The following is a 14,798-nucleotide window of genomic DNA, read 5'->3' as shown; positions in this document are numbered from 1 at the left end:
AATGTATAGTTTTCAATTTTCAGGAACCGTTCCGTCTCAACTTATATAGCACTCGGAGTAAAGTTTAAGACACACTATACCAAATTCGGTTATTATAGGTTATTTACCTAAATCCTCAAATCAATTCTAGGCAAAGACTTTGATTGTTTTGAATATAGTATTATTAAACCTGATTTAGTATTAGACATCTCTAAATAATCTTTAATAGAGTCACAGCAATCAGACTAAGCGGGTCAAGAATTGATTAAAAATTGAACCTTATTAACGATGGTAGCGGTACCAAAGTATTGATTTTAACTCCCGAAGCCTTGACTACAACCTAGCTAAATCATTACATCTTTCCCACTACCATTTTTACCATTTATCTATGGCTAATTATGTCCATTAAACTCTATTTTTATGGGGTGATGGTATTCTATAAATATCTATTTGTGTTCGCTGTTAACCGTTTTATGTTTCCTGTTACTTTATCCACTGTTCCCTTGAAACCAAAATACTATTAAACTAATATACTTCCGTTGCAATAACTTAGATGACTCAACGTTTATCTCGTCCACCATTACTGAATCGCAGCCTGCTGTGGGGAATTTGTTTTGTCATTTTTATCGGGATGGCGGTTGTTAAAGCTGGTATCTTTGAGCAAGATCTTGTTAATCTGGGAGGATTTTACCAACTCTTGCGATTCTTGCGGGCGAGTTGGCACCCCGAAATGAGTCCTGAGTTTCTGCACCTGACCTTGAAGGCTACCCTCACGACCCTAGCTTATGCCGCCTGCGGCACTTTCCTGAGTATCTTGCTCGGCGTGGTGGCAGGAGTGATCACCTCCCAGGTTTGGTGGTTGACAGTCTTGCCTCACTGGACTCTGCGACAACCCATCTGGCTGGGAATTCGGGGACTGCTGGCCTTCCCCAGAGCGATTCATGAGATGATCTGGGGGGTTTTTTTTGTCAGTATCTGGGGTTTAGATCCTCTGGCGGCCATTATGGCCATCGCCATTCCCTATGGGGCAATTGTCGCGAAGGTCTTCTCAGAAATTCTGGATGAAACGCCCCGAGGTGCTTTGATGGCATTACTCAGTAGTGGCGTGTCCCCCTTGATGGCCTTTCTTTACAGTATCATTCCGCAAGCCTTTTCAAATCTCCTGTCTTACACCCTCTATCGCTTTGAGTGTTCCATTCGTTCAGCTACTGTACTTGGGCTGGTTGGGGCTGGTGGATTGGGCTATGAGATTTTGCTGAGTTTACAGTCTCTTCGTTACGAACAACTATGGACATTTTTCTATGCCCTAGTTTTATTAAGCGCTGTAATTGACATCAGTAGTGTCATCTTGCGTCGCCGGATTAATTTAAGAGTAGTTTTAATTTTAGTGGCCTTGTGCTGTTTGGGGTTTTTGTATGTCAGTCCTGATGTGAGCAAGTTTTGGTCTCCCCGAACTCAAAAACTCTTGGGTGAGATTGCCCAAGCATCATTTCCCCTCGATTTTAAGGCTGTGCCCTTGTCGCAGCTGTGGAAGTTATCACTACAAACTCTAGTTATGTCTGTCCTGGCCAGTGCTGGTTCTGGTCTTGGAGGGATTGTTCTGTCTTTTCCGGCAGCCCATAATTTTTTGCTACCAGGGGGATTGCTCAATCCCAGTCCAAAAGCGTCCCGATTAGCTGGCTTACAAGGCTGGTCTATCCTAGTATTCACCAGGATCATACTACTGTTTTGCAGAGCTATTCCTGCCCCAATTTGGGCATTAGTTGTGATGTTTGTCATGTTTCCGGGAGTTTTACCTGGTGCGATCGCCCTAGGATTGCATAATATCGGCATCCTTGGCAGGTTGATGGCAGAAATGAATGAAAATTTGGAAAAGCCTCCTTTAGAAGCCTTAAAAGCACAAGGAACTCCAGGAGCACTCTTGTTTCTCTATGGGATATTCCCGATGAATTTACCTCGTTTTCTGGCTTATATTTTCTATCGCTGGGAGGTGTGTATGCGAGAGACGGTCATTGTAGGATTAGTTGGGGCTGGAGGATTAGGGGTATTGTTGACCGAACAACTGAGCAGCTTTGATTATCCGAGTGTGGGGATGACGCTGGTTTGTTTTGTCTTTTTGACTTTTTTCGTTGATGGGGTGAGTGCTGCCGCTAGAGAATCGATAACTCCTCATAAATCTCTAAAGTAGTAATGCGATTAAGCTTCTGCCTTACTGGCGTTGCACAATAACGGGATGATGTACCTATTTGTCGAAGGAAGTTTGAACTGTAGACTATAAGCCACTTTTAGTTATGTGCAAAAAATGGTAACATCCCACAAATGTGCAACGGCTCCTCACTAACCTAAAGCTTGGGCAAGATCTTCTAGTAGATCATCAGTATGTTCAAGACCAACAGACATCCGTAACAGATTGTCTGGGGTTCGGGTACCAGGAAATTCCATGGAAGCACGATGTTCAACTAAACTCTCGACACCTCCCAAGCTAGTGGCTCGTGTAAATACTTTCACCTTGCCAGTAAAGGCAAAGGCATCTTCCCTGTTTCCTTTAACTTGGAAAGAAATCATACCCCCAAACAAGTTCATCTGAGCAGCAGCAATTCCATGTCCTGGATGGTTTGGTAATCCCGGATAATGAACAGCTTCTACTTTGGAGTGTTCTTCTAAAAACCGTGCCACCTTCAAGGCATTTTCTGAATGAGCTCTCATGCGGTAGGGCAAGGTCTGAATGCTCCGCAGGAGTAACCAACAGTCGAAAGGGGCGGCTACTGAACCGCCAGCCATCTGAATTGTTTTAATTTTGTGAAAAAATTCATCCTTAACCTTAGTAATCACGGCACCTCCTAAGACATCACTGTGTCCACCGAGATACTTGGTTGTGGAGTGGATAACCAAATCTGCCCCCAACTCCAACGGACGTTGGCTAATCGGTGTTGCCCAAGTGTTATCGCAAACACAATAGACATTATGGTGATGGGCAATATGGGCAATCTTGCTGATATCAGTAATCCTTAACATTGGATTGGAAGGCGTTTCTATCCAAATCAGCTTGGTGTTGGGTTGAACTGCTTCCATCACTGTGGTAGGATTAGCCATGTCTACAAAAGTGACCGCCAAATTCCAAGGGCCAAAAACTTCTCGCAAGAGAAACCCAGTTCCTGTGTAACTATCTATAGGTGCCACTACATGGTCTCCAGGGGACAAAGCCTGGAAGATACTCAAGGTAGCCGCTGAACCAGAAGAAAAAGCGGCGGCTGCTGCTCCCCCCTCCAATTTAGACAGGCATTTCTCCAGACTATCCCGATTCGGGTTATTGTCTCGACTGTAGTTATAACCCTGAGGGTAGCTGCCGTCTGGATGACGTTCAAATGTAGTAGATAGATAAATTGGGGACACTACTGCCCCTGTGGCTGAGTCAATATTATGGCCAGCATGCACTGCCAGTGTCTCAATTTTCATGCAACCTTTTGCTCAAATCACTGATAATACCTTTTCATAGGGAAGACGCCACATCATATATATCTATATATATAGAATATAGCGTTCCTCATACTTATGAGGTAAAGTCAATTTTCTTCCGCCCTTATTAAGGGTGGCAAGGGGGGATTCGTACTCCGTACTCCCTACTCCGTACTCCCTACTCCCTAGTCCCTATTCCCTAAAACCCAGGACTTTGTACCTCACCCAATTGAAAACTACTATATATAAATGTTGGCCATATCATTCCGCATTAATCCGGTCTACGTTGTGTGATTGACTACATAAGACTTGCTGATCACTCACAATAGGGGTAAAACTTAATCAAAACCGATATTCACTAAGGTTTGTTGCCAAATTGCCAATACGATCAGAAAAATTTACCAATCGTTTTAATTAGGTTGAGTTACTTATAGGCTTCCCATTGCCCCGGTATGATAGGGGAGTTGTTGGTAATTATAAAAAAATTGTGAAAAAAATTACACTCTTAGGTTCCACTGGCTCAATAGGTACCCAAACTCTCGATATTGTTAATCAATACCCCGAGCAATTCCAGTTAGTGGGATTGGCAGCTGGGCGCAATGTGGAAATGTTAGCCGCTCAAATTCGGCAATTTCGACCGATGATTGCCGCAATTCGTGATCAAGAGAGATTGCCAGAACTCAAAGCAGCAATTGCTGACCTTGACCCCCAACCTATTCTTTTAGGGGGCGAAGCTGGAGTGGTAGAAGTGGCACGCTATGGTGATGCGGAAGCTGTAGTTACTGGCATTGTCGGCTGTGCGGGTTTGTTGCCTACTATTGCTGCTATTGAAGCGGGTAAAGACATTGCTTTAGCGAATAAAGAAACTCTAATTGCAGGTGGTCCAGTAGTACTACCCTTAGTTGAAAAGCATGGTATTAAGCTGCTACCAGCTGACTCAGAACATTCGGCCATTTTTCAGTGTCTTCAGGGAGTGCCAGCAGGGGGATTGCGGCGGATTATCCTAACTGCATCTGGGGGGGCTTTCCGAGATTGGTCCGTAGACAAGTTAGCTTCAGTGAAGGTGGCTGATGCCCTGAAGCATCCCAACTGGTCAATGGGACGTAAAATTACTGTAGACTCTGCCACCCTGATGAATAAGGGATTGGAAGTGATTGAGGCTCACTTCCTGTTTGGCATGGATTATGACCACATCGACATTGTGATCCATCCCCAGAGTATTATTCACTCCCTGATTGAACTGCAAGATACCTCAGTATTAGCTCAGTTAGGTTGGCCAGATATGCGCTTACCTTTACTCTATGCCCTCTCATGGCCGCAACGGATCTATACCGATTGGGAACCACTAGATTTGGTGAAAGCTGGTAATTTGACTTTTAGGGAACCGGATCATCAGAAATATCCCTGTATGGGCATCGCTGATGCGGCTGGTCGGGCTGGGGGGTCGATGCCAGCGGTATTGAATGCAGCTAATGAACAGGCAGTTGCCCTATTCCTAGAGGAGAAAATTGGTTATTTGGATATTGCTCGTTGTATTGAATCTGTATGCGATCGCCACCAAGCTGATAACTGTTCCAATCCTTCCTTAGACGATATATTGGCAGCAGATCAATGGGCAAGACAGGAAACTATAGCTGCTAGTAAGTTGCTCAGGGATTCGATCACTTTGCCACAGCCTGTCGCTTCAACAAGCCCTTGAGTGGGTCTAATCCCTGCTTAAAAATCCAAAAAAGTTTTGGGAACAGTCGCGCATAGCCCCGACGTTAAGGGCTAGTTCAGTCGGGGTAGTTTAGGCTATCAATATGGAGCAATTCACCTCACGTTATACCCATCGGGTTAGCGTGAGGTGAATTGCGGTCAGAAGCTTAGTTCTACTCAAGTGGCATTCCTGGATAGAATTATGTTATAATTTAAATATGCTGACACTAACCTACGAGTACAAACTGATTCCTTCCCAAAAACAAATCGCCGTCATTGAAGATATATTGGCGGTTTGCCGAAAAGTGTGGAATTACGCTTTAAGGGAACGAAAAGATTGGTACAAAAGTCGAAAGTGTGCAGTTAATTATTGTTCATTACAGCATGAATATATAATTCCAGTAGATCAGCCATATCCTAAATACAAAATACAAGCTGCTAATTTAACTAAAGCCAAAAAAGCAAATCCTGAACTCAAAAGAATAAATGCTCAGGTCTTACAACAAGTTTTAAAGACTTTAGATCGAGCATTTAAAAACATGAAAGAACAAGGATATGGTTTTCCTAGATTTAAAAATCCAGATCGGATGCGATCGTTTGTATTTCCTCAATTTAAAACAAATCCAATTAAAAATGAGTGGATTAAGCTACCTCAAATTGGAATAGTTAAAATGAGATTATCACGGCCAATTCCAGATGGATTCAAGATAAAGCAAGTTAGGATAGTTAAACGAGCTAGTGGTTATTTGGCAATGCTGTCTTTACAAAGTGAAGTCAGTGTTCCTGATCTACCAGGATGGGGTCACCCGCTGGGGATTGATATTGGACTAAATAAGTTTTTAGCAACTTCTGATAATGAGTTAATAGAGCGCCCTAGATTTTTAAGCGAGCTGCACGGTAAGCTTAAATTGACGAGCGACCCCGCGCCGTCGCACGGCGCTAGGGAACGCGCGAGTTGCTACAACGCAGATTGAAGCTAAAGAAAAAAGGGTCGGCAAATAGACATAAACTTAATCATAAAATTGCAAGACTTCATCAAAAAATCTCAGATACTCGAAAAGATTTTCAATTCAAGTTAGCACATCATCTGTGGTGAGCATTCAGCTATCAGCTATCAGCTATCAGCTATCAGCTATCAGCTCAAAGCTTTGAGCTTTTAAATAAAACAAGTAAGCATTCGTTTAATCTTTGTTACGTCAGCTGTTCGCTTAGGGTGGGCCTTTAGCCCACAGCTGACGGCTGACGGCTGACGGCTGAATGCTTACCATCTGTGTGACCAAGCTGGGAACGAAGTTACCGTAAGAATAGTGGAGCCTTTATGGTTAGCAGGCTATGCATAGAAGAGTTAAAACTTGTTGATTAAGGCTCCACTATTCTAAGGTTTCGTCTCCGGAATGATATTTGTTGTTGGCGAAGCCTGTCCGAAGGACATGGACTTAGACTTGAGAACTTGGGCAAAAGGAATGTTAAGTAAACATACCCGTATTGGCTGGTTTTGGTCAGTTATTTAATATCTTAGCTTGGGTTTGTTGGAAACGAGGGGTATATTTTGGCAAAGTTGACTACAGATTTACCAGTCAAATTTGTCCAAATTGTGGTAAACATACAGGGAAAAAGGATTTGTCTGAACGTATACACAAATGTCCTGAATGCGATTACGAAATTAACAGAGATGTTTCAGCTGCTCAAGTAATTTGTCAACGTGGTATCACTGCGGTCGGGCAGATCTTGAAGTTACCGTAAGGATAGGGTCGCCTTATCACAAAAGACTTGAACCTTTTACGCATAACCTACCAACTATAAAGGCGACCCTATCTATCGGTTTCGTCTCGTGGGAAAAAATGACTGTGTAGGCGGGCTGTCGGGGGTTGACAACAACCTAGATAAGTGCTTTGGAAGCAGTAAACCCAAATTGTGAAGTTTGGGAATCCCCCGTTATAATCTCTGATTTAACGGGGGAGGATGTCAAGTGCTTGCCTTAAACTTGTGAGTGGACAATAACAGAAGTTGGAGAGCTACTTATGGACGCCGCTGCACTCTGGCAACGCTATCAGGATTGGCTTTATTACCACGAAGGGTTAGAGCTTTACCTTGATATCAGCCGTATGGGGTTTGATCATGCCTTTGTGGAGGCGATGCTGCCTAAGTTGGAAAAGGCATTTAAGGATATGGATGCCCTAGTCAACGGTGCGATCGCAAACCCTGATGAAAACCGCATGGTCGGTCACTACTGGCTAAGAGACCCGGACTTAGCCCCAACTCCAGAACTCCAACAAGACATTGTCAACACTCTCGACAAAATTGAAACCTTTACCCAAAATGTCCACACGGGTGCCATCCATCCCCCTAGGGCACCAAAATTTACTGATGTTCTTTCCATTGGTATTGGGGGTTCTGCCCTTGGTCCTGAGTTTGTCGCTGAAGCCCTCGGGCTAGACTCTCCTCCTTTAGCCATTCACTTTATTGACAATACTGACCCAGCTGGCATTGATGCTGTGCTAGCCCAACTCCAAGACCGATTGTCTAGCACTCTGGTATTAGTCATCTCCAAATCTGGGGGAACACCAGAAACTCGTAACGGCATGGTGGAAGTTAAAACAGCCTACGAGTCTCAGAATCTAGACTTTGCTGCCCAGGCTGTTGCCATTACAGGTGTTGGCAGCAAACTAGATCAATTGGCAAAATCCGAAGGTTGGCTGGCCACCTTTCCCATGTACGATTGGGTAGGAGGACGTACCTCTGAAATGTCCGCCGTGGGACTACTTCCAGCTTCACTACAAGGGATTGATATCCGTCAGATGCTGGCTGGTGCTAAAGAGATTGATAGCGCTACCGGTAGCCCCCAGCTCAAAAGCAATCCAGCCGCCTTACTTGCCCTATCCTGGTACTTTGCTGGCAATGGCAAGGGGGAGAAAGATATGGTCATGTTGCCTTACAAAGACAGTCTATTGCTATTCTCCCGCTACTTACAGCAGCTGGTAATGGAATCTCTAGGTAAGGAAAAAGACCTAGAGGGCAATACGGTTTATCAGGGCATTGCGGTTTATGGTAACAAAGGCTCAACGGATCAACATGCCTACGTACAACAACTTCGGGAAGGTGTTCCCAATTTCTTTGTCACATTCATTGAAGTTTTAGAAGACCGACAAGGGAAGTCTCCAGAAGTAGAAGCCGGTGTAACTGCGGGAGACTATCTATCAGGTTTATTACAAGGTACTCGCCAGGCGTTGTATGAAAATCAACGGGATTCCATTACCGTAAGCATTCCTCAGGTCAATGCTAGAACGGTGGGGGCATTGATTGCCCTGTATGAACGTGCTGTTGGTCTTTATGCATCCTTGGTAAATATCAATGCCTATCACCAACCTGGGGTAGAAGCGGGGAAAAAAGCCGCCGCTGCCATTCTGGATTTACAGAAACAGGTCATGGAGGTACTACAGCAGGAAAGTGTTGCCATATCTATTTCGGAGTTAGCTGAGAAAGTGGGAGCCCCTGACCAAATTGAAGGGATTTACAAATTGCTGCGTCATCTGGCTTATAACCAGCGGGGTATTGTCTTAGAAGGGAATCTGGGGCAACCAAGTAGCCTAAAAGTTTCTGCTGTATAAGCTAATAGACATTTGACCTTTTTTGTTGACAGTTGACTGTTAATCCTTGACAGCCAACTGTCAAATTTAAGGCTAGTTAACAAAAAAGACCTTGGGCTTCCCTTGTCAACCCAAGAAACTTGCTAGAATAAAAAGCATAAAAGGTTAGATTATATCTAAAACGTAACGTTTTTTACAAAAAATTAACGTTTTTTCAAATTTTGGTTAAAATGCTGGGCATAAAGGTAGCTTCATTAAAGAGGTCAGAGGTGCAATGGCTCAGTCTGATGTAGTAACTGTCGGTCAATACCTTACTCAACGCCTGCAAGCCGCTGGTGTCAAGCATATTTTTGGCGTAGTAGGAGATTACGTCCTGGGTCTGATGGATGTCTTGCTAGAGAGTTCTGTAGAGTTAATCTACACCTGTAACGAACTCAATGCCGGATATGCAGCTGATGCCTATGCCCGCCTTAATGGTGTTGGTGGGTTGTGCGTTACCTATAATGTCGGTGGACTCAGTCTAGTGAATGCTGTGGCTGGTGCCTACGCTGAGCTAGTCCCCTTGATCGTGATTAGTGGAGCGCCTAACAGTTCCCAGCGGCAGCAAAAGTTACTCCTACATCACACTGCCGGTAATTACAATCTACAGCTGGAAATTTTTGAAAAAATTACAGTGGCAGCCGTGAGGCTTACCAGCCCTAGTCAAGCGGCAAGGCAAATCGACCAGACCATTGCTGCTTGTTTGCGCCACCGGAGACCTGTATACATTGAAATTCCCTCAGACTTAGTCAATCAACCTTGTCCTGTTACTGGGGAGCGTGACCTGCCAGAAGCCCCAATTATAGATATCAACGCTTTATCAGAGGCAGTTGAAGAGGCGGTAAGTTTGCTAGAGCAATCCCAGCATCCCGTTATTATAGCTGGGGTTGAACTCCACCGCTACGGTATAGCAGACCAACTTACCAACCTGCTGGAGCAGACGGGATATCCCTTCGCTACCACTCTGTTAGGCAAGTCAATTCTCTCGGAAGGCCACCGACAATTCATTGGTAGTTATGCAGGAGCGTTCAGTCAGGAGTATGTACGCCAACGAGTTGAAACAGCCGACTGTATTTTATGCCTGGGTGCCTTCATGTCAGACATTAATCTGGGTGGTTTCACTGCCCAACTGCCGGAAGACCGATTAATTAACGCTAATTCTGACAAAGTTAAAATCAAACACCACTTCTATTCTCCAGTGTATCTACCGGATTTCATGGCTGGTCTAACTGCCAAACTTCAGAAGAAAAAGTCTGATGTCTTGGATATCAAGCCAGCTATAGAGTCTTTGTCTAAACGCTTTGAGTCACAACCTGAGCAAAAGCTAACCAACGCCAGGTTCTATGAGCGGATGACTCACTTTATTGATGATGAGTCAATCGTGATTGCTGAAACTGGTGATGCTTTAATTGCTACCGTTGATTTGGTACTCCAAGGAGACAGCGACTACATTGGACAGGCCCTTTACACATCTATAGGCTTCTCAGTTCCTGCCTGTCTAGGAGTCGGTTTGGCTGTTCCTAACCGTAGACCGGTTGTGTTTGTCGGTGATGGTGCCTTCCAGATGACCTGTCAGGAACTTTCTACGATTATTAGGCATCAACTTAACCCGATTATCTTCTTAATTAATAATGACGGGTACACTATTGAGCGAGCTATACATGAAGGCTCGTACAACAATATTCAACCTTGGAAATATCATCAGTTACCCCAGGTTTTTGGAAATAGCTGGAGTTGCCAAGTGCGTACTGAAGGTGAGCTAGAACAAGCCTTAGAACAAGCAAAAGTTAACCACAATAGTATCTCCTTTATCGAAGTTCATTTAGATCGCCTCGATTGCTCTGATGGTGTCAAGCGCTTGGGGAAAGCGTTAAGTGCTATGCAAGGATTATCAGAGTAGTAGCTGCTCTAGGCAAGAGGGGGGCTCACTGACTAATTAATCACAAGGGTGCAACTTTGCTGAAGCCTAAGGTATGTTGTTGTCTAGGTATCTATATTAATTTTAGCAGGCAACTCCTATCTCCAGACAGTTCTGACGGAGCTGGCGTCGCCTTTCGGCGACGCTACGCGAACGAAGTATTTTTGGTCACCAATTGAGCACTAGATGACCTAGCTTAGGAGTAGGTTTATTCTAAATGTCAGTACTATAGTTATCCCATGCCATTGATTATTCTGGTTGCAGATGACGACCTGGGCACTCGTCTGTCTGTAAGCGATTATCTGGAAATGTCAGGTTATTCAGTTATTACTGCTGAAAATGGTCAGCAAGCGCTGTCTATGATTGAGACTTATCACCCTCACCTTCTGGTTACAGATATTAATATGCCCCGAATAGATGGCTATGAACTGGTGAGAAAAGTGCGTCAGAAGCCCCCATTGCGGTTGTTACCTGTTGTATTTTTAACCGAACTCAATAGCACCAATCAACGCATCAAGGGTTATCAGTCGGGGTGTGATGTCTACCTACCTAAGCCCTTTGAGATGGAAGAATTGGGTGCAGTCATTCAAAGTTTGCTAGTGCGATCGCAAGTGATTCATACGGAGTTACGATTCCCACCACAGACTACAAAAGAGCCGGTTGATAAACCACCATCGAGATCAATCAACTCCGTAGAGATTAATCATCAATCAGGGAATAATACCCAAGCTCATGCTCTACAGCTGACCAAGCGAGAACAGCAAGTATTGAATTTACTGGCTACTGGTTTATCTAATGTCGAAATCGGTAACCAACTACACCTGAGTCCAAGGACAATCGAGAAGTACGTTAGTAGTCTGTTCAGAAAAACTGATACCAGTAACCGAGCAGAACTATTACGATTCGCCTTAGAACAGCATTTAATCAAATGAATTAATCGAGTTAACCACCAATGGCACCAAAGCTGAGTTCACCATTGGCAATTAGTACTTGGCAGTTTTTAGTTTTGCCTAGTCTTGGTGTAATTGTCAACAACGTGTTCCAGCAGACCTTCGCAAGCGTCTAGCAGTAAATCAATCACCTTATTAAAACCCTCTGGTCCACCGTAGTATGGATCGGGGACTGAGCGCTCGGTGTGATGACTGGCAAAATCACACATTAGCCTTACTTTATCTTTATACTTCCCAGCTGGATCAAGAGAGATAATATCTTCGTAGTTTTGCTGATCCATAGCCAAAATCAGGTCAAATTCTTCCAAGTCAGACCGATTAAACTGCCGTGCTTTCCCCTGGAGTATAATCCCCCGACGTTTGGCAGCTGCTGTCATACGCCGATCCGGGGGAGAACCAATATGATAACTGGAAGTACCAGCGGAATCGCAGACAATTTGGTCAGAAAGATTTGCTTGTGCTATCAAGTGATTCATGATGTTCTCAGCTGAGGGAGAACGGCAGATATTACCAAGGCAGACAAAGAGTAAGGAGGGCATGAGTATATTAATTGGTCAACTACGAGCTGCGCCGTGTTAAGTTTAGCAACGAAATTGCTCTATGGGATAGTTGAACCTATGTGGTGCGATGTCGCTTCATGGTTCAATGTCTAGCAACGCAGTGATTTAAACACACCAACTTATAAAGGGATACCTCCTAATTTAACGGTTATGCAAGGAAGAGATTTAATATTTAAGTCGCGCCGTAGCCTTTACCGCAAGCGCCGCCGACGGTTTAACCTACTGACGATGCTCGCAGGGATAGTTCTAAGTTTGATGATTGTGGAATTGTTGGCTCGTTTCTTACTGGCTGCGGTCGGCAAAATTAATGAGATAGCTCCCTACAAGGGGGCACCCAGAGATTTCACTGTTTACCGTCCCAAGTTCGTTGACCAGACACAGCAGCTTTATGATGGATTACCAGACCTTGGTGATCTAGCTGTCCAACGGGATCTAGGTGTAGGTTACAGTTTATTGGGGAAGCAACAGAGCGATTTTTGGCGCATTAATGAGCAGGGCTTCCGGGACGACGACCCCGTTCCCTTGGTCAAACCCAAAAATGAAATTCGGATTTTTTTGTTAGGTGGCTCGACAGCTTTTGGTCAAGGGAATGCCAATAATCAAGTTACCATAGCCAGCTACTTAGAAGCTCGTCTCAATCAACGGATAACACAGCAAAGGCGTTCCCCACAGAAATACAGACCGATGACCTTACCCCCTTCTGAACCAGAATTAAAGCAAGCACTTGCTCTGCCGCCAAAGATTCGAGATGGTAAGTATCGTGTAATCAACGCCGCCGTACCAGGGTATACCTCTGGCAATGCACTAGCTCAGTTAGCTCTCAAGATTTTACCTTACAGTCCAGACGCAGTAATAGTGTTGGGTGGATACACAGACTTGATGACCCCCAGTGACCAAAATTTAACAGATATTCCTAACACAGAAGCCTTCTTGGAAAACGCGACTGGGCATTTTTGGACCTATCTCACCCAGCAGTTGAAGCATTTAGTTACAAAAACTTATCTCGCTAAAGCAATCACATACTGGGTCTTGCAGCCTCAGCCATCAGTGAGTCAGCGGTCTCTAGTGATGAGGGGGGACGTTATGCCACTGAAGAAGTATCTTCCTCAGAAATCCGATGAACTCGAACGTCGATTGACGCGCTATCGAAATAACCTCAGACATATGCTGCGTTTAACCGCAGGACAGGGAATTCCTTTACTAGTTGCTGTCCAACCAGAAATCACTGGTCGTGGCAACAACAAGATCAAACCAGCAGAGAAGGAAATTTTGCAGCAGTTAGGAAAAGTTTACCAAAAACAAGTGCAAGCCAATTATCCCAAATTGGTGGTAGCGGGTCAGCAACTGGAGAAAGGCTTTCCCAAAAATATCAAGGTTCTCAACTTGTACACAATTTATCAAAACTTTCCCGAACTCGCCTTTCATGATGCCATTCACTTGACAGAAGCAGCCAATATACACGTGGCTAAGAGCTTATATTATGGACTTACTTCACTGCCAAAGCTACAGGTAGCTTCGTTTTACTCAAATCTTGATCAATAGTCAGGTATTAATGGGATATTCGGCATGAGGTTTGGAACCATTTAAAATGATTAATTTCCTCATGCCTATAGTTTTTTCCTACGGAATCCCGAGTGGGGATTGACCGATGAAGTTATAAACCTGGTAAATTTAACCCACTGGTAAGTTCTTCCATGCGCTCCCGCATAGTGGCTGTGGAGGTCTCATAGGCATTTTTCATGGCTGCTAACACCAGTTCAGATAAAGCCTCAGCTCCTTGATTGATAGCATCCTCAGAAATCTCTACACGTAGGGGTTCCTGATTGCCACTGAGAAACACCTTCACCTTACCGTCTTCCCCTGATGTTCCCTCAATTTCCATTTGCTCCAACTGATCCTGGAGCTCTTTGGCACCCTTTTGAACTTCTTGAGCTTTTTTGAACGCTTCGGCTAGTTCTTTCATCTTGCCGAGACCGAGACCAAATCCTTTTCCTTTGTCTTGTGTCATAAAAAATCCCAGTTAATTGAACTCTCCCCGCTTTGAAAAGACGGGGATTCTGAGCGGATGTCGTTGCGCGGGTTAAAACCGCGCTTGGCGCGCTTTCCAATGGCGAATCAGATTCGCCATTGGAAAGCGCCTCTCCACGACGCTCACGGTCTGATATAGAAGTGAATCTAGTATACCGTTGCGGCAGATTCAAAACTGCCCTACCTCCCTGGCCGTAGGCCACGCTACGCGAACGGATTAACAGAGAAGTTAACCTGTGGATTTACTTTTAATTTAAATAACTTTCGGAGTGGTTGTACCAAACAAATCAGGGCAATAAATCACTACTTTTTGCTGCATTACTTGCCTGTTCCATAGTCGTAGGATCAACCCCGTCTCTTACTGGCTGGAATCTCACCATACTAGCAAAAAATCAACGTAACCAACCTTATTCTTACTCGTAATTCTATTCTAACACGGAAGCCCTTGATAAATCCCGGCGCGCTGGCCGTAGGCCACGCGGGGCGCGTTCGCTGGCCACCTAATTTATTGGGTGGCTAACTCTCGCTCGTCAGTTTTCTGTTTAGAAACCCCCTGTCTAATTACGGGGGAGGAAAAACAAAC

The 14,798-nt window shown here is 44.5% G+C and carries 10 protein-coding genes and 1 pseudogene; 8 read left to right on the top strand and 3 right to left on the bottom strand.

The genetic code is table 11. The features are described 5' to 3' along the window. Nucleotides 1–532 precede the first annotated feature (532 nt). On the top strand, nt 533–2,167 hold the full coding sequence (locus tag F6K38_RS25125) for a PhnE/PtxC family ABC transporter permease (protein WP_287250390.1): 1,635 nt from the start codon (nt 533–535) through the stop codon (nt 2,165–2,167). Between the two features lie 149 nt (nt 2,168–2,316). On the opposite strand, the gene F6K38_RS25120 is transcribed toward F6K38_RS25125, so the two are convergent. Then, nucleotides 2,317–3,435, bottom strand: a complete 1,119-nt coding sequence (locus F6K38_RS25120; protein WP_008180771.1) for a trans-sulfuration enzyme family protein — start codon at nt 3,433–3,435, stop codon at nt 2,317–2,319. Nucleotides 3,436–3,922: 487 nt separating this feature from the next. Between F6K38_RS25120 and dxr the strand changes: the two genes are divergently transcribed. The 6 genes and pseudogenes from dxr to F6K38_RS25090 all read left to right on the top strand — a co-directional run bounded on the left by dxr (nt 3,923) and on the right by F6K38_RS25090 (nt 11,609). Further along, nucleotides 3,923–5,134, top strand: coding sequence for a 1-deoxy-D-xylulose-5-phosphate reductoisomerase (gene dxr / locus F6K38_RS25115; RefSeq protein ID WP_287357827.1), 1,212 nt, complete (start codon nt 3,923–3,925; stop codon nt 5,132–5,134). A 217-nt stretch (nt 5,135–5,351) separates the two neighbouring features. After that, nucleotides 5,352–6,223: pseudogene (locus F6K38_RS25110) on the top strand (RNA-guided endonuclease InsQ/TnpB family protein); the annotation flags it as partial. Between the two features lie 395 nt (nt 6,224–6,618). Next, nucleotides 6,619–6,876, top strand: coding sequence for a zinc ribbon domain-containing protein (locus tag F6K38_RS25105; protein ID WP_502709596.1), 258 nt, complete (start codon nt 6,619–6,621; stop codon nt 6,874–6,876). Between the two features lie 278 nt (nt 6,877–7,154). Beyond that, complete coding sequence (locus F6K38_RS25100; RefSeq protein ID WP_287357824.1) at nt 7,155–8,741, top strand: glucose-6-phosphate isomerase; 1,587 nt, start codon at nt 7,155–7,157, stop codon at nt 8,739–8,741. Nucleotides 8,742–8,994: 253 nt separating this feature from the next. After that, the gene (locus F6K38_RS25095; protein ID WP_008180762.1) at nt 8,995–10,659 is read left to right on the top strand and encodes an alpha-keto acid decarboxylase family protein; all 1,665 of its coding nucleotides are present in this window, start codon (nt 8,995–8,997) and stop codon (nt 10,657–10,659) included. Nucleotides 10,660–10,916: 257 nt separating this feature from the next. Continuing rightward, on the top strand, nt 10,917–11,609 hold the full coding sequence (locus F6K38_RS25090; RefSeq protein WP_287357822.1) for a response regulator transcription factor: 693 nt from the start codon (nt 10,917–10,919) through the stop codon (nt 11,607–11,609). A gap of 68 nt (nt 11,610–11,677) precedes the next feature. Here F6K38_RS25090 and F6K38_RS25085 read toward each other — a convergent pair whose 3' ends face one another. Then, on the bottom strand, nt 11,678–12,166 hold the full coding sequence (locus F6K38_RS25085; protein WP_044492396.1) for a low molecular weight protein-tyrosine-phosphatase: 489 nt from the start codon (nt 12,164–12,166) through the stop codon (nt 11,678–11,680). Between the two features lie 171 nt (nt 12,167–12,337). On the opposite strand from F6K38_RS25085, the gene F6K38_RS25080 reads away from it, so the two are divergent. Next, nucleotides 12,338–13,729, top strand: coding sequence for an SGNH/GDSL hydrolase family protein (locus F6K38_RS25080; protein ID WP_229414348.1), 1,392 nt, complete (start codon nt 12,338–12,340; stop codon nt 13,727–13,729). Between the two features lie 112 nt (nt 13,730–13,841). Here F6K38_RS25080 and F6K38_RS25075 read toward each other — a convergent pair whose 3' ends face one another. Further along, a complete protein-coding gene (locus F6K38_RS25075) occupies nt 13,842–14,195 on the bottom strand; it encodes a YbaB/EbfC family nucleoid-associated protein (protein WP_008180753.1) in 354 nt (117 codons plus the stop codon). Nucleotides 14,196–14,798 lie beyond the last annotated feature (603 nt).

Origin of the sequence: Moorena sp. SIO3B2 (assembly GCF_010692525.1) — a bacterium.
In the GTDB taxonomy this organism is placed as follows: Bacteria; Cyanobacteriota; Cyanobacteriia; order Cyanobacteriales; family Coleofasciculaceae; genus Moorena; species Moorena producens.
The sequence above is the reverse complement of the archived record's forward strand: the minus strand, read 5'-3'. Positions and strand labels throughout refer to the sequence as shown.

Bases quoted from the DNA above. Each gene is read 5' to 3' on its own strand.
- F6K38_RS25120 (WP_008180771.1), bottom strand. From the start codon at position 3,435: ATGAAAATTGAGACACTGGCAGTGCATGCTGGCCATAATATTGACTCA.
- F6K38_RS25095 (WP_008180762.1), top strand. From the start codon at position 8,995: ATGGCTCAGTCTGATGTAGTAACTGTCGGTCAATACCTTACTCAACGC.
- F6K38_RS25080 (WP_229414348.1), top strand. From the start codon at position 12,338: ATGCAAGGAAGAGATTTAATATTTAAGTCGCGCCGTAGCCTTTACCGC.
- F6K38_RS25125 (WP_287250390.1), top strand. From the start codon at position 533: ATGACTCAACGTTTATCTCGTCCACCATTACTGAATCGCAGCCTGCTG.
- F6K38_RS25075 (WP_008180753.1), bottom strand. From the start codon at position 14,195: ATGACACAAGACAAAGGAAAAGGATTTGGTCTCGGTCTCGGCAAGATG.
- F6K38_RS25090 (WP_287357822.1), top strand. From the start codon at position 10,917: ATGCCATTGATTATTCTGGTTGCAGATGACGACCTGGGCACTCGTCTG.
- F6K38_RS25085 (WP_044492396.1), bottom strand. From the start codon at position 12,166: ATGCCCTCCTTACTCTTTGTCTGCCTTGGTAATATCTGCCGTTCTCCC.
- F6K38_RS25100 (WP_287357824.1), top strand. From the start codon at position 7,155: ATGGACGCCGCTGCACTCTGGCAACGCTATCAGGATTGGCTTTATTAC.